The 17223-nt window shown below is 62.7% G+C and carries 18 protein-coding genes; 16 read left to right on the plus strand and 2 right to left on the minus strand.

The annotated features are described in order from the left end of the window. Window positions 1-22: 22 nt before the first annotated feature. The 14 genes from NKJ09_RS08565 (at window position 23) to dhaK (ending at window position 12741) form a co-directional block, all read left to right on the plus strand. The gene (locus NKJ09_RS08565) at window positions 23-712 is read left to right on the plus strand and encodes a PIG-L deacetylase family protein (RefSeq protein WP_352483983.1); all 690 of its coding nucleotides are present in this window, start codon (window positions 23-25) and stop codon (window positions 710-712) included. Between the two features lie 212 nt (window positions 713-924). Continuing rightward, window positions 925-2256 carry an ABC transporter substrate-binding protein gene (locus NKJ09_RS08570; RefSeq protein WP_023717957.1) on the plus strand — a complete coding sequence of 444 codons (1332 nt, stop codon included), beginning with the start codon at window positions 925-927 and terminating at the stop codon, window positions 2254-2256. Window positions 2257-2378: 122 nt separating this feature from the next. Next, on the plus strand, window positions 2379-3326 hold the full coding sequence (locus NKJ09_RS08575; protein WP_031211681.1) for a carbohydrate ABC transporter permease: 948 nt from the start codon (window positions 2379-2381) through the stop codon (window positions 3324-3326). Continuing rightward, complete coding sequence (locus NKJ09_RS08580) at window positions 3323-4273, plus strand: carbohydrate ABC transporter permease (protein WP_023717959.1); 951 nt, start codon at window positions 3323-3325, stop codon at window positions 4271-4273. Before NKJ09_RS08575 ends, NKJ09_RS08580 begins: the two co-directional genes overlap by 4 nt. Beyond that, on the plus strand, window positions 4270-4470 hold the full coding sequence (locus NKJ09_RS08585) for a hypothetical protein (protein WP_023717960.1): 201 nt from the start codon (window positions 4270-4272) through the stop codon (window positions 4468-4470). The genes NKJ09_RS08580 and NKJ09_RS08585 overlap by 4 nt, the downstream gene beginning before the upstream one ends. Before the next feature lie 3 nt (window positions 4471-4473). Further along, on the plus strand, window positions 4474-5586 hold the full coding sequence (locus NKJ09_RS08590; RefSeq protein WP_352495753.1) for an ABC transporter ATP-binding protein: 1113 nt from the start codon (window positions 4474-4476) through the stop codon (window positions 5584-5586). Beyond that, window positions 5579-6592: an ABC transporter ATP-binding protein gene (locus NKJ09_RS08595; RefSeq protein WP_352495752.1), complete on the plus strand. Its 1014-nt coding sequence runs from the start codon at window positions 5579-5581 to the stop codon at window positions 6590-6592. The genes NKJ09_RS08590 and NKJ09_RS08595 overlap by 8 nt, the downstream gene beginning before the upstream one ends. Before the next feature lie 67 nt (window positions 6593-6659). Beyond that, complete coding sequence (locus tag NKJ09_RS08600; RefSeq protein WP_352495751.1) at window positions 6660-8303, plus strand: dihydroxyacetone kinase subunit DhaK; 1644 nt, start codon at window positions 6660-6662, stop codon at window positions 8301-8303. Window positions 8304-8384: 81 nt separating this feature from the next. Continuing rightward, window positions 8385-8987 (plus strand): dihydroxyacetone kinase subunit DhaL, encoded by a 603-nt coding sequence (gene dhaL, locus NKJ09_RS08605; RefSeq protein ID WP_352495750.1) that lies wholly within the window; start codon window positions 8385-8387, stop codon window positions 8985-8987. Beyond that, complete coding sequence (gene dhaM, locus NKJ09_RS08610) at window positions 8984-9373, plus strand: dihydroxyacetone kinase phosphoryl donor subunit DhaM (RefSeq protein WP_172220312.1); 390 nt, start codon at window positions 8984-8986, stop codon at window positions 9371-9373. The genes dhaL and dhaM overlap by 4 nt, the downstream gene beginning before the upstream one ends. Window positions 9374-9395: 22 nt before the next feature. Then, a complete protein-coding gene (locus tag NKJ09_RS08615; RefSeq protein ID WP_023717966.1) occupies window positions 9396-9698 on the plus strand; it encodes an HPr family phosphocarrier protein in 303 nt (100 codons plus the stop codon). Next, window positions 9682-11298, plus strand: a complete 1617-nt coding sequence (gene ptsP / locus NKJ09_RS08620) for a phosphoenolpyruvate--protein phosphotransferase (protein WP_352495749.1) — start codon at window positions 9682-9684, stop codon at window positions 11296-11298. Before NKJ09_RS08615 ends, ptsP begins: the two co-directional genes overlap by 17 nt. Window positions 11299-11305: 7 nt before the next feature. Next, window positions 11306-11728: a hypothetical protein gene (locus NKJ09_RS08625; RefSeq protein ID WP_023717968.1), complete on the plus strand. Its 423-nt coding sequence runs from the start codon at window positions 11306-11308 to the stop codon at window positions 11726-11728. 26 nt (window positions 11729-11754) lie between these two features. Then, on the plus strand, window positions 11755-12741 hold the full coding sequence (dhaK, locus tag NKJ09_RS08630; RefSeq protein ID WP_352762620.1) for a dihydroxyacetone kinase subunit DhaK: 987 nt from the start codon (window positions 11755-11757) through the stop codon (window positions 12739-12741). Window positions 12742-13023: 282 nt separating this feature from the next. On the opposite strand, the gene NKJ09_RS08635 is transcribed toward dhaK, so the two are convergent. Beyond that, window positions 13024-13821 carry a DUF2259 domain-containing protein gene (locus NKJ09_RS08635; protein WP_352495747.1) on the minus strand — a complete coding sequence of 266 codons (798 nt, stop codon included), beginning with the start codon at window positions 13819-13821 and terminating at the stop codon, window positions 13024-13026. Between the two features lie 171 nt (window positions 13822-13992). Between NKJ09_RS08635 and NKJ09_RS08640 the strand changes: the two genes are divergently transcribed. Further along, window positions 13993-15900: a propionyl-CoA synthetase gene (locus NKJ09_RS08640; RefSeq protein ID WP_352495746.1), complete on the plus strand. Its 1908-nt coding sequence runs from the start codon at window positions 13993-13995 to the stop codon at window positions 15898-15900. A 128-nt stretch (window positions 15901-16028) separates the two neighbouring features. Further along, window positions 16029-16793, plus strand: coding sequence for a metallophosphoesterase family protein (locus NKJ09_RS08645; protein ID WP_352495745.1), 765 nt, complete (start codon window positions 16029-16031; stop codon window positions 16791-16793). A 103-nt stretch (window positions 16794-16896) separates the two neighbouring features. Here the strand turns inward: NKJ09_RS08645 and NKJ09_RS08650 are convergent, their stop codons facing one another. After that, window positions 16897-17064, minus strand: coding sequence for a Thivi_2564 family membrane protein (locus tag NKJ09_RS08650; protein WP_023717974.1), 168 nt, complete (start codon window positions 17062-17064; stop codon window positions 16897-16899). Between the last annotated feature and the right edge of the window lie 159 nt (window positions 17065-17223).

A 17223-nucleotide genomic window follows, 5' to 3' on the forward strand; every position in this document is an offset into this window, starting at 1 on the left:
TCCATTTCCGGGAGGGATGAGAGTGAAGATATTGGCGCTTGGCGCGCATCCGGACGACATCGAGATCTTCATGTTCGGTACGATGGCCGCCTATGCCGCGCAAGGCGCAGAACTCTTTTTTGCCGTAGCCACGGATGGCGCCAGGGGCGGCTACGGCGATCCGGCCGCGCTTGCCCGCACGCGCCGCAAAGAGGCGACGGCGGCGGCCGGTCTGCTTGGCGTGACGCCGCGCTTCATCGATTTTCCCGATGGCGCGCTGGTGGCGGACGCCGCCCTGATCGCGGCGCTGAAAGCACTGATCGGCGAGATAGGGCCGGATCTGGCGATCACCCATGCGCCGAACGACTATCATGGCGACCACCGCGCGCTATCGGATAGCGTGCGCATCGCAGCGTCATTCTCGGTGCCGGTGCTGCATGCCGACACGCTCGGCGGCACCGGGTTTTCGCCAACGCACTACGTCGATATCTCCAGGCATTTCGATCTCAAGGCGGAGGCGATCCGGGCGCACCAATCGCAGGATCCCGAGCGTTTCGTCGACGCGGCGCGCACGCAGAACGCCTTTCGCGCCGGCCAGTGCAACGGCCCAGCCGGATCGTTCGCCGAGGCCTTCCGCTTCGAGCCGGTCTTCCCCTTCGCCGATATCCGCGCGCTGCTGCCGCCGGCCCCAGTGATCCGTCCGGTGGCGGTCAGCAACAAGACGGTGACCTAGGCAGGTCGCCGCAACTTCTCACGTTGCTTTCCTATCCAGCATGCTGCGGTGCAGCAACGAATTCGCTTGCCTTGTTTAGTAAAAATTGCATCACTAAACAAATTACTAAACATCCGACGTGTTGCCGCGCCGTTGTGTTTAGGCCCCGGAGGAGGGGTTTAGCGGGCTCTTGAAACCGTCATCCGGACGCGTTTCGCAAATGGGAGGAAGGCATGAAATCGACCTTGAAACTGGCGTTGGGACTGGCATCGACACTCCTCGCGTCGACAGCCGTTTCGAACGTCGCGCAGGCAGAAGATCTGACGCTTTGCTGGGCAGCCTGGGACCCGGCTAACGCGCTCGTGGAATTGTCCAAGGACTTCACCAAGGAAACCGGAATCGGCATGAAATTCGAATTCGTGCCGTGGACCAACTATGCCGACCGCTTTCTCAACGAGCTGAATTCGCACGGCAAGCTGTGCGACATGATCATCGGCGACAGCCAGTGGATCGGCGGCGCCGCCGAGAACGGCCATTACGTCAAGCTGAACGACTTCTTCGACAAGGAGAAGATCAGCATGGACGATTTCGTGCCGGCGACTGTCGTCGGCTACTCGGAATGGCCGAAGAACTCGCCGAATTACTGGGCGCTGCCGGCTATGGGCGACGTCGTCGGCTGGACCTATCGCAAGGACTGGTTCTCCAAGCCGGAACTGCAGAAGGAATTCAAGGAGAAATACGGTTGGGATCTCGGCCCGCCGACAACCTTCGACCAGCTGAGGCAGATCGCCGAATTCTTCCAAAAGCGCGAGATCGACGGCAAGACCGTCTATGGCGCGTCGATCTACACCGAGCGCGGCTCGGAAGGTATCACCATGGGTGCCATGGACGTCCTCTACAGCTTCGGCTTCCAGTATGAAAATCCGAAAAAGCCCTACGAGATGGAAGGTTTCGTCAACTCCGATAAATCGGTGAAGGGCTTGGAGTTCTACAAGGCGCTCTATGATTGCTGCACCCCTCCCGGCGCCTCGAACAGCTACATGGGCGAAGGCGTCGACGCCTTCAAATCCGGCCAGGTGGCGATGCACATGAACTTCGCCTTCACCTGGCCAGGCCTGCAGAAGGACGAAAATGTCGGCGGCGACAAGATCGGCTATTTCGTCAATCCCAAGGGTCCCGACGGCGACCAGTTCGCCCAGCTCGGCGGCCAGGGCATCTCGGTGGTCTCCTATTCCGACAAGCAGGAAGCCGCGCTCAAATACATCAAATGGTTCGCCAACAAGGACGTGCAGTCCAAATGGTGGTCGCTCGGCGGCTATTCCTGCCTCAACGCGGTCGTCAAGGACCCGGGCTTCCCGGCCAGCCAGCCTTATGCGCAGACCTTCCTCGACTCTATGGCCATCGTGAAGGATTTCTGGGCCGAGCCGAGCTACGCACCGCTGCTGCAGGCATCGCAGAAGCGCTTCCACGACTATGTCGTTGCCGGGCAAGGCTCGGCCAAGGACGCGCTCGACGGCCTCGTCAAGGACTGGACCGAGGTCTTCCAGGACGATGGCAAGATGTAATCGGATGTAACCGGCTCCTCCCGAGCCCATGACCGAACCGTCCCGTGCCGCCCTTGGCACGGGACACAGTTCAGATAAATTCCATTGTCGAGACGATCCAAGTGACCGAAGCAGGACTGACCATGCTCAATCGGACGGCGGACAGCGTTGCCCGGGCTACGCCTGAGCCGTTGGCCCGCAAGGTCCGGGGCATCAGCGACAAGGGCCTCGCCTGGCTGTTCATCTCGCCGACGATCCTGTTGCTTCTCGCCATCAATATCTTCCCGCTGTTCTGGGCGATCTATCTGTCCTTCACCAACTTTCGCGCCAATCGCCCCAACGAGGTGGTGAAGAATCTTGGGCTGGCCAACTACAAGCGCATCCTCGCTGACCAGGACATCTGGATCGCCATGCAGACGACGGCGCATTTCGTGTTCTGGACCATCCTGCTGCAGACGCTGATCGGCTTTACGCTGGCTTGGCTGATCGACCGCAAGTTTCGTGGCCACGCCTTCTGGACGACCATCATCCTGGTGCCGATGATGCTGTCGCCGGCGGTGGTCGGTAATTTCTGGCGCTTCCTCTACGAGCCGCAGATCGGGCTGTTCGCCTACGCCGTTTCGTTCGTCACCGGCATTCCGGCAACCGAGATCAGCATGCTGTCCAACGTGTCGCTGGCGCCATGGTCGATCATCATCGTCGATACCTGGATGTGGACTCCCTACGTGATGCTGATCTGCCTCGCCGGCCTGCGCTCGATCCCCGAATACATCTACGAAGCGGCCGAGGTCGACCGCGCCTCCAACTGGCGGCAGTTCTGGTCGATCACGCTGCCGATGGCGCTGCCCTTCATCATGCTGGCGGTGCTGTTTCGCGGAATCGAGAACTTCAAGATGTTCGACATGGTCAATTTGCTGACCGGTGGCGGGCCGGGATCGACCACCGAAGTGGCCTCGATCACGCTGAAGCGGCAGGCCTTCGAAAGCTGGCGGACGGGCTATTCCTCGGCCTTCGCCATCATCCTGTTCGTCGCGGTGTTCGGCCTGGCGAACATCTACGTCAAGGCGCTCAACAAGGTGAAGCAGAGATGAGCCTGACGTCAGCCCATTCGGTCGTCGCACCCTCGGCCACGTCAAAGCGCGTCGCCGGCACGATCATCGTCGCCTACGCGTTGATCTCGATCGTGCCGCTGCTGTGGATCTTCGCCACCAGCTTCAAGACGCCGCCGGATTCGATCGCCTATCCGCCGAAGATCCTGTTCCAGCCCAGCGTTGAGGGCTACTGCAACCTGTTCACGACGCGGACAAGGCAGACGCCGGAATACATCAACTCGCTGGGGCCGGCGACGGGCCTTTGCGACGAGACGGTGCGCAAGCGCAACATGGTGATCGCCGGCCCCTCGAACTTCATGCCGCGCTTCGTCAATTCGCTGATCATCGCCTTCGGCTCAACCTTTTGCGCAGTGTTCCTCGGCACGCTGTCGGCCTACGGTTTTTCGCGCTTCAAGGTGCCGCTCGCCGACGACCTTTTGTTCTTCATCCTGTCGACGCGGATGATGCCGCCGATCGCTGTCGCCATCCCAATCTACCTGATGTATCGCGAGCTTGGCCTGTCGGACACGGCTCTCGGCATGATCCTGCTCTATACGGCGGTTAACGTGTCGTTGGCAGTGTGGCTGCTAAAAGGCTTCATCGACGAGATCCCGCGCGAATATGAAGAAGCGGCGATGATCGACGGCTACACCAGGCTGCAGGCGTTCTGGCGCACGGTACTGCCGCAGGCGACCACCGGTATTGCCGCAACCGCCATCTTCTGTCTGATCTTTGCCTGGAATGAATATGCCTTCGCTGCGCTACTGACCTCGGGCACGGCGCAGACCGCGCCGCCCTTCATCCCGACCATCATCGGCGAAGGCGGCCAGGACTGGCCGGCGGTCGCGGCCGGCACAACGATCTTCCTGGTGCCGATCCTGGTCTTCACCATCCTGCTTCGCAAGCAATTGCTGCGCGGCATCACCTTCGGCGCGGTGCGCAAATGAACCTGACCGCAAAACGCAAATCGCGCTGGCCCGTTTGGGCCAGGCGCGGGCTGATGGAAAACGTCGCCACGGCGATCATCGCGATCGGCTTCCTGATGCTGTTCCAGCCCTTCGCGCTGGCGCTCTACACCTATTCCTTCATCACCATGCTGGCCGGCACGGCAATGTTCATCATCGTCTCGAAATTTCCGGAGTAGACGATGGCCGAGATCAGGGTCGAACATCTGAGGAAGGCATTCGGCGATTTCGTCGCCGTGCAGGATTCCAACTTCGTCGTCGAAGACGGCGAGTTCTTCGTCATGCTGGGGCCGTCGGGCTGCGGCAAGACGACGACGCTTCGTATGATCGCCGGGCTCGAACTGCCGACCGGCGGCAAGATCCTGCTTGGCGGCGAGGACGTCACCATGCGGCGTGCCCGCGAGCGCGACATCGCCTTCGTCTTCCAGCTGTTCGCGCTCTATCCGCACATGAATGTGAGAAAGAACATCGGCTTTCCGTTGCTGGCGCAAGGCATGCCAGGTGCTGAAATCCGGGCCAGGGTGGAAGAGACGGCGAAGCTTTTGCGGATCGACCATCTGCTCAACAAATCCGTCTCCGGGCTTGCCGGCGGCGACCGCCAGCGCGTAGCGCTCGGCCGCGCCATCGTGCGGCGGCCAAAGTGTTTCCTGATGGACGAGCCGCTCGGCACGCTCGACACCGAATTCCGCGACCTGATGGTCCATGAGCTGCGCGACCTGCACAACCGCATCCACGCCACCACCGTCTATGTCACGCATGACCAGATGGAAGCGATGTCGATGGCCGACAAGATCGCGGTGATGAACCATGGCGTCATCGAGCAGTTCGGCACGCCGCGCGAAATCTACGACCGGCCGGCAACGATGTTCGTCGCCGACTTCATCGGCTCGCCGCCGATGAATTTCCTCGGCTTCGGCGGCGGCCTTTCAAAGGGCGCCAGGGAAATTGTTGTGCAAGGCGCGAAGGTGGCCGTGCCGGAGGTGCGGGAGGATATTGCGCCGGCCGAGATGGCGCTTGGAATCCGGCCGGAGCACATCCGTTTCGATGACGCTTCGAAGCTGCGCGGCGCCATTTATGGCACCGAATATCTCGGCACCACGCAGATTGTGGCGGTGGAGACGGCAGACGGCATCATCAAGGCCAGGGTACCGGCCGAAATCCGGCTCAATCCGGGCGATCATGTCGGCCTGGCGCTGAGCAGCGCGCGGCTGTCGCTGTTCGCAAAAGGATCCGGCCGTGCGGTGCGCACCGAAATCCATGAGTCGGCCTCCCAGGGGAGAGCGCATCATGGCTGACGTTCACATCAAAGGCGTGACCAAGGTTTTTGGCGAGCATGTCGCCGTCGACAATCTCGACCTGCATATCGCCGACGGGGAATTCGTCGTGCTGCTCGGGCCGACTGGCGCCGGCAAGACGACGACGCTCAGGCTGATCGCCGGGCTGGAGCGGCCGGAAGCGGGCTCGATCCATATTGCCGGCCACGACACGACGACGCTGTCGCCGGCCGAGCGCGACACCGCTTTCGTCTTCCAGCAATATTCGCTCTATCCGCATCTGTCGGTCTACGACAACCTCGCCTTTCCACTGCGCTCGCCGGCGCGGAAAATGCCGGAGGACCAGATCCGCCGCCGCGTCGACGATGTGGCCAAGATGGTACGCATCCACCACAAGCTGAATAATCGCTCGATCAAACTGTCGGGCGGCGAGATGCAGCGCGTCGCCATCGGCCGCGCCTTGGTGCGCAAGCCGTCGATCTACCTGATGGACGAGCCGCTGTCGTCGCTCGACGCCAAACTGCGCGCCGATCTCAGGCTCGAGCTGAAGCGCATCCAGGCCGAACTCGGCGCCACAATGCTCTACGTCACCCACGACCAGATCGAAGCGATGACCATGGCCGACCGCATCGGCATTCTCGCCGACGGCGTGCTGGTGCAGATCGGTTCGCCGCGCACGATCTATTCTGAGCCGGCAAACCTTCACGTCGCGGCAAGGCTCGGCCAACCGGCAATCAATTTGTTGCCGGTCGGCTTGCTGCCGGATGGCGGCGCGCCGGCGGGAACCAAGACGATCGGTGCGCGTACCGAACATCTTTCGATCGAGAAGGCGGCGAACGGCCATGCCGACGGCGTCGTCGACTGGATCGAGCATCTCGGCGACCAGAACCACCTGCATGTGACGGTCGGGGGCAGGAAACTGGTGACGCTGACCGACCCCGACACCGACCTGGCGCAGGGCGACAGGATCATGATCCGCTATCGCTCGCCGCTGTATTTCGGCGCCGATGGGCGACGGCTGATGTGAGCGCTGCGCGAGTGTTTTCCTGGCACCTTTCAACCGGCAATTTCGGGCACCGGACTGGACCAATTCGATGAAGCATTTTTTCAATCGCAGGGATACGATCGTAACTGAGGCACTGGACGGCTTTCTCGGCACGACCGGCGCCGGCGATCTCGCTCGCCTCGACGGCTATCCCGAAATCAAGGTCGTCCTCCGTGCGGACTGGGATAAGAGCAAGGTCAGCATCATCTCCGGCGGCGGGGCCGGGCACGAACCCGCGCATGCCGGCTTCGTCGGCGTGGGCATGCTGACGGCGGCAGTATCAGGCGAGATCTTTGCTTCGCCGAGCGTGGAAGCAGTATTGGCCGCCATCCGCGCGGTAACCGGTCCCGCCGGGTGCCTGCTGATCGTCAAGAACTACACCGGTGATCGCCTCAACTTCGGCTTGGCAGCCGAGAAGGCGCGCGCCGAAGGCTTCCGCGTCGAGATGGTGATCGTCGCCGACGACATTGCCCTGCCGGATATTGCCCAGCCGCGTGGCGTTGCCGGCACCTTGTTCGTGCACAAGATCGCCGGCCACCTGTCGGAAGCCGGCAACGATCTGGCGACGGTTGCCGCTACGGCGCGGGCCGCGGCGGTGGACATCGTTTCACTCGGCATATCGCTGTCGTCCTGCTCGATCCCCGGCCAGAGCCATGACGAAAGATTTGGCGCCGACGACGCCGAACTCGGCCTCGGCATCCATGGCGAACCGGGCGTTGAGCGGATTGCGGTGCAAAGTGCCGAAAGGCTGGTTGCGATCATGTCGGAGCGCCTTGCCGCGCGGCTCGATCCCGCCAGTGACTACGCCTTGCTGATCAACAATCTCGGTTCGGTGCCGCCGCTGGAAATGTTGCTTGTCACCAATGCGGTGTTGGCTTCACCGCTGGCACGAAAGGTGACGCTGACGATCGGGCCCGGGCAGCTTATGACGGCGCTCAACATGAACGGCTTTTCCCTGTCGCTGATCCGGCTCGATGCGCCTCGCGAAGTAGCCTTGCGGGCGCCGGTCGGCCCTCACGCCTGGCTGCCGGCAAGAGCCGTTCGCCCAGTGAGCGTCGTGCCGGTGGCCAAAGCCACCGGCCCGAACAGCGCGTCAAAAGCCAGCCAGGATGCACGCACCGAGCAGTTGGTTGTCGCGGTCTGCGAACGGCTGATCTCGCTTGAAGGCGCGTTGAACGGACTGGATGCCAAGGCGGGAGACGGCGACACCGGATCGACTGTGGCGGCCGGTGCGCGGAGCGTGCTTAGCCGCCTTGAGACACTGCCGCTCGCCGACCCTGCCGCAACGCTCGCCACCGTCGGCGACATACTGAGTACCAGCATGGGCGGCTCCAGTGGCGTGCTGCTGTCGATCTTCTTAACCGCCGCCGCGCAGGCGTCGAAATCTGGCGAAACGCTTCCCAAGGCGCTTCTCGTCGGCCTGGATCGGATGTCCTTCCATGGCGGAGCGAGGGTCGGCGATCGCACGATGATCGATGCCCTGGAACCCGCCTTGAGGGCGTTGGATAGCGGCAGTCTGGAGGACGCGGCGGTCGCGGCGCGACGCGGCGCCGAGGCCACCGCGGCCATGCGCAAGGCCAAGGCCGGGCGGTCCGCCTATATTGGCAGCCAGCTCGACGGCGTGGTCGACCCCGGCGCCTTTGCCATCGCCGAGGTCTTCACTGCCCTCGCTGCGTTGCTCGAACCCGCTTGACTGGGGAAAAGAATGCTTCAATTGCCGGATATGCAATTTTCTCGTACTGCCGGCAGCGCGGAGGCCAGGAGCATGGGTGATATGGCGGCAGCGGATCTTTCCAGGCTGATCGAGGCGGCGGCAAACACCATCGCCGCCCATGCCGAAGAGCTGACCAGGCTCGACCAGGCGATCGGCGACGGCGACCATGGACTCAACATGAAACGCGGCTTCGAGGCAGTGCGGGCCGAGGCCGGCGCGTTCGCGGCAAAGCCATTGCCCGAGGCGCTGAAGGCGATCGGCACCAAGCTGGTGATGACGGTCGGCGGAGCCTCCGGTCCCCTGTTCGGCACGCTGTTCATGGCGCTCGGCAAGGAGATTTCCGCCGCGCCGGGTCGCGCCGATCTGGCAGCGGCCTTCGGCAAGGCAATCGAAGCGGTAGCCGCCAGAGGCAAGTCGCAGGCCGGGCAAAAGACCATGCTCGACGTACTGCAGCCGGTGCATGAAGCGCTGGTGCAGGGAAAGACAGCAGGGGAAATCGTCGACATCGCCGACAATGCAGCCGACGCGACCGTGCCGATGAAGGCGTTGCGTGGGCGCGCCTCCTTCCTTGGCGACCGTTCGATCGGTCATATGGATGCCGGCGCACGCTCGACCGCGCTTCTGGTGCGGGCCGTCGCCGAAGCAATCGAGGCGCGCGCATGAGCAATGTCGGCATCGTCATCGTATCGCATTCGCCGCTGGTCGCCGAAGGCACCGCAGACATGGTGCGGCAGATGGTCGGCGACGAAGTGCCGCTTGCATGGTGCGGCGGAAACGGCCATGGCGGGCTGGGAACCAATGTCGAGGCGATCATGGGCGCCATCGACAAGGCGTGGTCGGAGGCGGGTGTCGCGATCCTCGTCGATCTCGGCGGTGCCGAGACCAATAGCGAGATGGCGGTAGAGATGATCGGCGAACCACGCGCCCAGAAGATCATCGTCTGCAATGCGCCGATCGTCGAAGGCGCGGTGATGGCGGCGACCGAGGCTTCCGGCGGCGCCTCGCTCAAGGAAGTGGTGGCGACGGCGCACGAACTGTCGCCGTCGTGAGTGAACGGGAACTTTGACAAGCATGTCCGCAGCAGCCGAAGCCAGCGTCCTGATCACCCATGAGGTGGGACTGCATGCGCGTCCTTCGGTGAAGTTCACCAAGCTTGCCAAGACGTTTTCGGCCGACGTCGAGATTGCGCTCGCCGCCAACGGGCCATGGTTCGACGCCAAGAGCATCGTCAAGGTGATGGCTGCGAAAGCGCCAAAAGGCACTGTCCTGCATATCAGGGCCAGAGGCGACGGCGCCGGCGAGGCCGTCGGGGCACTGGTCGAGCTGGTGCGGCGCGATTTCGACGAAGGCAAGGACCATGCCCGAACCGCTTAGGCTGCAGGGCATTTCGGCATCGGCCGGCTATGCCGAGGGGCCGCTGTTCGACCTCGACCAGGCTGCTGTGCGTTATGTCCGCAAGGCGACTGCCGCGGACGAGAAAGCGGCGCTTGAGGCCGCCATCTCCATTGCCGCAGGCCGGCTCGCGATATTGATCGAAACCAGCGACAGCGAGGCGGCCGGGATCCTCGAATTCCAGCTCGCCATGCTGGAGGACGACGCGCTGACCGGCCCGGCTTTTTCGCACATCGCCGAGGGCATGGCTGCTGATGTGGCTTGGCGAACAGCGCTCGACGCCGAGATCGCCGGCTACGAAACATCCGAGCAGGACTATTTCCGGGCGCGCGCGGCCGATATGCGCGATATACGCGACCAGGTGCTACGCGCGCTGACCGGGGGCGGCGACATTGCCGCGCCGGCGGGTGCGATCTTGTATGGCGAGGATATCGCACCGACGCGCTTCCTCGAGACCGACTGGAGTGCCGGCGGCGGCATCGCGCTTAAGGCCGGAAGCGCCGCAAGTCATGTCGCAATGCTGGCACGCTCGCGCGGCGTGCCCATGGTGGTGGGGCTTGGGCTCGTGGGGCGTGGGGTAGCCGGGCCTGGTGCTTCGCCGGCTCACCTTGCCGGAATCGCACTGCTCGATGCCGAACATGGCGGCATCGTGTTGGGGCCTTCGAAAGCGGAGATCGACGCGTTCCGGCGATCGTCGTCGTCTTTCGCGGCGCATCGCGGCAAAGCGGCAGCCTATCTGACAAGGCCGGCGGCAACGAAGACCGGCATAGCGATCGGGGTGCAGGTGAATATCGCCGATCCGTCCGATGTAGACAGCATCGATGTCGCGACGTGCGACGGTGTCGGGCTGATGCGGACCGAATTCCTGTTCGGCAAGACGCTGCCGGACGAGGAGACGCAATATCACGCCTACCGCAAAGTGCTGGAATGGGCCAGCGACAGGCCGGTAACAATCCGTACCGTCGATGCCGGCGGCGATAAGCCTGTGCCGGGCCTGACCGTCGAGGAAGGTAATCCATTCCTTGGCCTGCGCGGGATCAGGCTGTCGCTGGCGCGCCCAGAGGTCTTTCGCGTGCAGATCCGCGCCTTGCTCCGCGCCGCCATGCACGGCAATCTGAAGGTGATGTTCCCGATGATCGCCGTTCCGGAAGAGTATGAACGCGCCACCGCGCTGTTCGCTGAGGAGCAGGCTGACCTTTTGGCGCGCGGCATCGCGCAAAAAATGCCGCCACTTGGCATCATGGTCGAGGTGCCTTCGGTGGCGATTGCGCCGGAGGCATTCGCCAGGGCCGCCTTCTTCTCGATCGGCTCGAACGATTTGACCCAATACGTGATGGCCGCCGCTCGCGATAACATTTCGGTCGCACATCTGAATTCCGTCAGGCACCCGGCCGTACTCCGGCTGATCGCGTCGGTTGCCGCCTTCGGGCGCGAGCATAATATCCCGGTCAGCCTGTGTGGCGATGCCGGCGGCGACCCCGCCTCGATCCCGGCGCTGCTCGAAGCCGGCCTGCGTGACCTCTCCGTCGCTCCCGCCCAACTCGCGATGGCCAAGGCGGCCATCGCGGACGTTTGGATCTAGGCCCGGCATGTCAGACAAGGCGTCGCAATCCGGCCCCGAAGAGGCGATCCGCGCCTACAAGACGATCCTGTCGCAGGTGATCGATCAGCGCCCGTCCGGCATGCGCCAGCGCCTCGCCGACGCGCTGGGCAAGCATCGCAGCTTCGTCACGCAGATTTCCAGCCCGGCCTATTCGACGCCGATCCCGTCGAAGCATTTGCCGGCTATCTTCTCCGTCTGCCATTTCAGCCCGGCCGAACGTGATCATTTCCTTGAAGCATATCATCGGGCGCATCCGGGAAAGATGTCGCTGGCCGCAGGCATGCGCAAGACACGCCATGTCTCGCTGATCGTTCCCGATTTCGGCGACGATAAGCAGAATGCGGCGCTCGACCGGGCGGTCAATGATTTCATCCAGAAGATCACCAGCATCGCCGGCAAGGGCAGCTGACGCTGGCCTATTTCGGGAGGACAGCCATGAAGAAATTTCTGAATTCGGTCGACACGGTGCTGACCGAGAGCCTCGACGGCTTCGTTGCCGCGCATGCCGACATTCTGGCGCTTGGCGAGGAACACAAATTTGTCCGCCGCAAGCTGCTCAAATCGGGCAAGGTGGCGCTGATCTCCGGTGGCGGCTCGGGTCACGAGCCGCTGCATGGCGGGTTCGTCGGGCACGGCATGCTGGATGCCGCCTGCCCTGGCCAGGTGTTCACCTCGCCGACGCCGGACCAGATGATGGCGGCCGTGGAAGCCGTCAATACGGGCGCCGGCTGCCTGTTCATCGTCAAGAACTACGAGGGCGACGTGATGAATTTCGACATGGCCGCTGAAATGACAGAAGGCGTCATGCAAATCGTGATCAATGACGATGTCGCGGTCGAAAACTCGTCCTACACCACCGGCCGGCGCGGCGTCGCCGGCACGCTGGTGGTCGAGAAGATCGTCGGCGCGGCGGCCGAGCAAGGCATGGCACTGGAGCCGTTGAAGGCGCTCGGCGAGCGCGTCAACGGAGCGACGCGCTCGATGGGCGTGGCGCTGACCAGCTGCACCGTGCCGGCGGCGGGCAAGCCGACCTTCGACATCGGCGACGGCGAGATGGAGTTCGGCGTCGGCATCCATGGCGAGCCCGGAAGGCGGCGCGACACGTTGAAGAGCGCCGACGCTATCGTCGAGGAGATCTGTACCGCGATCCTCGGCGATCTGGGCGACAGCGCCAAAGGCCGGGCGCTGCTCTTCGTCAACGGCTTTGGCGGCACGCCGCTGATGGAGCTTTATCTGATGTACAACAGCGCCCGCAAAACCTTCGAGAAGCACGGCGTGACGGTGACCCGGTCGCTGGTTGGCTCCTATGTGACTTCGCTCGACATGGCCGGCTGCTCGATCACGCTGAGCATGTTCGACGACGAGGCTGCGGCGTTTTGGGATGCGCCTGTGCACACCGCCGCGCTGCGCTGGGGCATGTAGCGGCGGAGAATGCCTCAGAGATAGTCGGTGATAAGACCGACAGCAGCAGCGTGGTGCATCGCCAGACTGTTGTCCTCCTCACCCTAGGTAAGATAAGGGACTCAGCGGGTTTGGGGAGTTGGGGCATGCGTTACAATTGGGATCGGGCGCCGACAGGTTTCGAGCGTCATGGGAAAATGCTGGCAGCCGCCTTGCTGATCGCCTGCGGGGTTGGCCTTATGCTCACTGCGCTGCCGCTTTAGGAATCAACTCGAGTAGCAGACTACTTCTCAGCGGGTTATCTCAACGCGCCCGCCCTGTCACGGCGATGAAACGGCGGTCACGCCCTTCAAATCCCTGGCTGAAACGCTGCACGAGTACGACAAGCACGCCTGCTTTGCGGTCGGGGGTGAATGCGTAAGATTCCGACAGGCTGTAGGAAGTCGGGCAATTCCTCGAACCCGGCACCGCCTTGTCCTCATGCAGCAGCTTGATCGGCTTGCCGTCCTGACCCTGCAGCGTCAGGCGAAAGCCGAGCGCCTTGCCGGTCGTTTCGCCTTGCTGCGTCCCGTCGAAACTCGGTGAACAATCCGCCGTACTGTCGGCAAGGATCTGCTCGAGCTGGATGGTCGAGATGCCAAGCTCGTCATAGTTCGGCGAAAGCCATTTTTGCGAGACTTGCTCGAGGCGCGCAATGTCGTTGTAGGCGACCATGTCGTCGGGAAAGGTGAATTTGTCGAAGCCCGTCCGCTCGCCGCGCAGTGCGATGGCATATTTGGCCAGCAACGGCGCTGCCAGCTCGGCGGCCTGTGCCCTCGCCTGCGCAAGTGTCAGCGTCGAATCCTCCGTCTCGTCAACGATGAGGATCGGCTTGCCGCCGACGAACTCATCGGTGCGGGTGTCGATGATTTCGATCTCCGACCAGCCCGAATCCGAAGCACCGGCATCGAGCGTGCCGTACTGCTCGAAGGCGAAATAGTTGCCGTCGGGCGAAAAGCCGATGATGCGCCGTGCCGCCGCATCACCGGCCTGAGCAGCTGAAGCGAGTGCGAACGCCAGCGTCGCAACGACGGCAAATCCAAGCTCGTATCGCAGTTTCATCGCGCCCTGCCCCTGTGTCGAAAATTCGGCCGATATCAGCCCCGCAGACCACGACGACCCTGGATTTGCGGCCGAATTGGAACGACGGCAAACGAAAAGCACAAATACATGGTTACAGAAAGCAGCATACGCTATTTCAAGGACAGCAAACATTCCTGGGGAGGAAGCTGGATGGCGTCACGCTACCACGAGGTCTATGACGGCTGGAAACGCGACCCGGAAAAATTCTGGGCCGACGCCGCCGGCGCAATCGACTGGTTCTCGCCCTTCGAGACCGTGTTCGATGCCAATGCCGGCGTCTATGGCCGGTGGTTCAATGGTGCCTCGTGCAACACCTGCTTCAATGCCGTCGATCGTCATGTGGCGGACGGCCGCGCCGACCAAATAGCGCTTATTCATGACAGCGCGATTTCGGGCACAATCAAGAAATTCACCTATGCCGAGTTGAAGCGCGAGGTGGTCGCACTGACCTCGGTACTCAAGAATCGCGGCATCCAAAAAGGCGATCGCGTCATCATCTACATGCCGATGGTGCCGGAAGCAGCCTTCGCCATGCTTGCCTGCGCGCGGATCGGCGCCGTGCATTCAGTGGTCTTCGGCGGTTTTGCCTCACATGAGCTCGCCACGCGCATCGACGATGCCAAGCCGAAGCTGATCATCTCGGCGTCCTGCGGCCTGGAGCCCGGGCGTGTCGTTGCCTATAAGCCGCTGCTCGACAAGGCGATCGAGATGTCGCGGCACAAGCCCGAAGCCTGCCTCATCCTGCAGCGCGACCAATTGCGCTGCGAGCTCAGGGAAAACTACGACATCGACTATGCCGACGCTGTGGCGCGGGAGCGAGCCGCGGGTGCCAATGTCGACTGCGTTCCGGTGCTTGCCACCGATCCGCTCTACATCATCTACACGTCCGGCACGACCGGCCAGCCAAAGGGCATCGTGCGCGACAATGGCGGCCACATGGTCGCGTTGAAATGGTCGATGGAAAACGAGTTCGGTGTGAAACCCGGCGAAGTGTTCTGGGCGGCTTCGGACGTCGGCTGGGTGGTCGGCCATTCCTACATCGTCTACGGCCCGCTACTGCATGGCTGCACGACGGTGCTGTTCGAAGGCAAGCCGGTCGGCACGCCCGATGCCGGCACCTATTGGCGTGTGATCGCTGAGCATGGCGTCGTCGCGTTGTTCACCGCGCCAACCGCCTTCCGCGCCATCAAGGGACAGGACCCGAGGGGCGAGTTCGTCCCGAAACACGATCTGTCCCGGTTCCGCACGCTGTTCCTTGCCGGCGAGCGCGCCGATGCGGAAACCATCAAATGGGCCGAGCAGAAATTGAACGTGCCGGTGATCGACCACTGGTGGCAGACCGAGACCGGTTCGCCGATGACCATCAATCCCGCCGGACTGGGCCTGCTGCCTGTCAAATACGGCTCGCCCGGCATGCCGATGCCCGGCTACGACATTCGCGTGCTCGACGATGCCGGGCATGCGGTCAAGCGCGGCACACTGGGCAACGTTGTGGTCAAACTGCCATTACCGCCCGGCTGTCTGCCGACGCTGTGGAATGCCGACGAGCGGTTTCGCCAAGCCTATCTCGAGGAGTTCCCCGGCTTCTACAAAACGGCGGATGCCGGCATGATGGACGAGGACGGCTATCTCTATGTCATGGCCCGCACCGACGACATCATCAACGTCGCCGGCCACCGGCTGTCGACCGGCGCCATGGAGGAGGTGTTGGCCGCGCATCCCGACGTTGCCGAATGCGCCGTCGTCGGCATCGCCGATGCGATGAAAGGCCAGGTTCCGCTCGGCTTCGTCGTGCTGAATGCCGGCGTCGACCGCGACGCGGGCATCATCGAAAACGAGGTGGTCGCGCTGGTGCGCGAACGGATCGGCCCGGTCGCCGCCTTCAAGACGGTGGTGACGATCAAGCGCCTGCCGAAGACGCGCTCCGGCAAGATCCTGCGCGGCACCATGCAGAAGATCGCCGACAAGGAGAAATGGAGCATGCCGGCGACGATCGACGACCCCGCCATCCTCGACGAGATCACCGCCGCGCTGAACGGCCGTGGCATCGGCGTGTAGGAGGCCGAAGCCGAGTTGCGTCCGAAGCTCCGGTATGGAACGACCGGCGCCAGACATGGTATCCAGGCGCTGCGTCTTCATGTTGTTTCGGAATCGAGACGCCCCCACAGCCATGCGAGACGCCATTCGTGACCCTGTTCCAACGATCGAGAAAGCCCCCGACGGCGGCGCGCCAGCGGCTCGAGATGGATCTGCAGGACACGGTCGTCTATGCGATCGGCGACGTGCATGGCTGCTATAAGGAGCTTCGCTCCCTGGAGCAGAACATCCTGGTCGATTCTGCGTCTTTCGAAATGCGCAAGCTCATCATCATGCTCGGCGACTACGTCGATCGTGGCCCCCAGTCGGCGCGCGTGCTCGATCATCTGCTGGCGCCGCCACTCCAAGGCTTCCAGCGCATCTGCCTTGCCGGCAACCACGAAGTCGTGATGCTGAACTACCTCGACGGGATCATTTCGAGAGAGTCGTGGCTGGCGATAGGTGGCCTGCAAACGCTGTTTTCCTACGGCGTTGATCCGTCGCGCATGGCCGATCTCTACGGTTCAAGCGAGGAGGTCGACCGGCGCATTCGGGAGATCATTCCAGCCGGCCATGTCAGCTTCATGCGTGCGCTGCCGGTCATGGTCTATTCGGCCAAATTCGTGTTCGTACACGCCGGCATCAGGCCCGGCATCGAGTTGGCCGCGCAAGACGAGGACGACCTGCTCAACATCCGCTCGGAGTTCTTCGAAGCCGCGCATCTTCTCGAACGTTATGTCGTGCACGGGCATACGCCGGTCGACATTCCGAAGCTCGAGGGACGCCGGCTTGGCATAGACACCGGCGCCTTCCAAACCGGCCAGCTGGCCGCCCTCAGGATCGTCGACAACCGCGCGAGGCTGATATTTTCCTAGAGCGGGAAGGTCTCAAGCCGCCTGCTCATGAGTGGGTGTAAAGCGCTGGGTTTGTCTTGCTCGCTCGGACGCCAGCAGCGTCGCATATCCCAACCGTGATGCGTTAAAACACTGCGAGGTACTTCAGCAGCGAAATGATGCCAATAATGATCACGACAATCTGGGCAATCTGACGAGTGCGACCATCAAGCGGCAACCGATTGACCAGATACAGCACCAGAATTATGACAAGGAAAGTGATCAGAATGCTGATCAACGGAGTGCCGGCCATTGTCCCTCACTGTATGAAACGTAGAAAAAAGCCAGCACACCGCATCGTGTGAAGATTGCCCATGCTTGTTCGAGCCGTAGCACCTGACAAGTGATTCGAACAGCCTGGCTGGCGGTGTCGAAGGCTGTCTGGCACGCCACAGAACCTTAACCTCCTTAA

The organism is Mesorhizobium sp. M0189 (assembly GCF_040322135.1).
In the GTDB taxonomy this organism is placed as follows: Bacteria; Pseudomonadota; Alphaproteobacteria; order Rhizobiales; family Rhizobiaceae; genus Mesorhizobium.

Coding starts and splice junctions, on each gene's coding strand:
- NKJ09_RS08570 (WP_023717957.1), top strand. CDS start 925: ATGAAATCGACCTTGAAACTGGCGTTGGGACTGGCATCGACACTCCTC.
- NKJ09_RS08575 (WP_031211681.1), top strand. CDS start 2,379: ATGCTCAATCGGACGGCGGACAGCGTTGCCCGGGCTACGCCTGAGCCG.
- NKJ09_RS08580 (WP_023717959.1), top strand. CDS start 3,323: ATGAGCCTGACGTCAGCCCATTCGGTCGTCGCACCCTCGGCCACGTCA.
- NKJ09_RS08585 (WP_023717960.1), top strand. CDS start 4,270: ATGAACCTGACCGCAAAACGCAAATCGCGCTGGCCCGTTTGGGCCAGG.
- NKJ09_RS08590 (WP_352495753.1), top strand. CDS start 4,474: ATGGCCGAGATCAGGGTCGAACATCTGAGGAAGGCATTCGGCGATTTC.
- NKJ09_RS08595 (WP_352495752.1), top strand. CDS start 5,579: ATGGCTGACGTTCACATCAAAGGCGTGACCAAGGTTTTTGGCGAGCAT.
- NKJ09_RS08600 (WP_352495751.1), top strand. CDS start 6,660: ATGAAGCATTTTTTCAATCGCAGGGATACGATCGTAACTGAGGCACTG.
- dhaL (WP_352495750.1), top strand. CDS start 8,385: ATGGCGGCAGCGGATCTTTCCAGGCTGATCGAGGCGGCGGCAAACACC.
- dhaM (WP_172220312.1), top strand. CDS start 8,984: ATGAGCAATGTCGGCATCGTCATCGTATCGCATTCGCCGCTGGTCGCC.
- NKJ09_RS08615 (WP_023717966.1), top strand. CDS start 9,396: ATGTCCGCAGCAGCCGAAGCCAGCGTCCTGATCACCCATGAGGTGGGA.
- ptsP (WP_352495749.1), top strand. CDS start 9,682: ATGCCCGAACCGCTTAGGCTGCAGGGCATTTCGGCATCGGCCGGCTAT.
- NKJ09_RS08625 (WP_023717968.1), top strand. CDS start 11,306: ATGTCAGACAAGGCGTCGCAATCCGGCCCCGAAGAGGCGATCCGCGCC.
- dhaK (WP_352762620.1), top strand. CDS start 11,755: ATGAAGAAATTTCTGAATTCGGTCGACACGGTGCTGACCGAGAGCCTC.
- NKJ09_RS08635 (WP_352495747.1), bottom strand. CDS start 13,821: ATGAAACTGCGATACGAGCTTGGATTTGCCGTCGTTGCGACGCTGGCG.
- NKJ09_RS08640 (WP_352495746.1), top strand. CDS start 13,993: ATGGCGTCACGCTACCACGAGGTCTATGACGGCTGGAAACGCGACCCG.
- NKJ09_RS08650 (WP_023717974.1), bottom strand. CDS start 17,064: ATGGCCGGCACTCCGTTGATCAGCATTCTGATCACTTTCCTTGTCATA.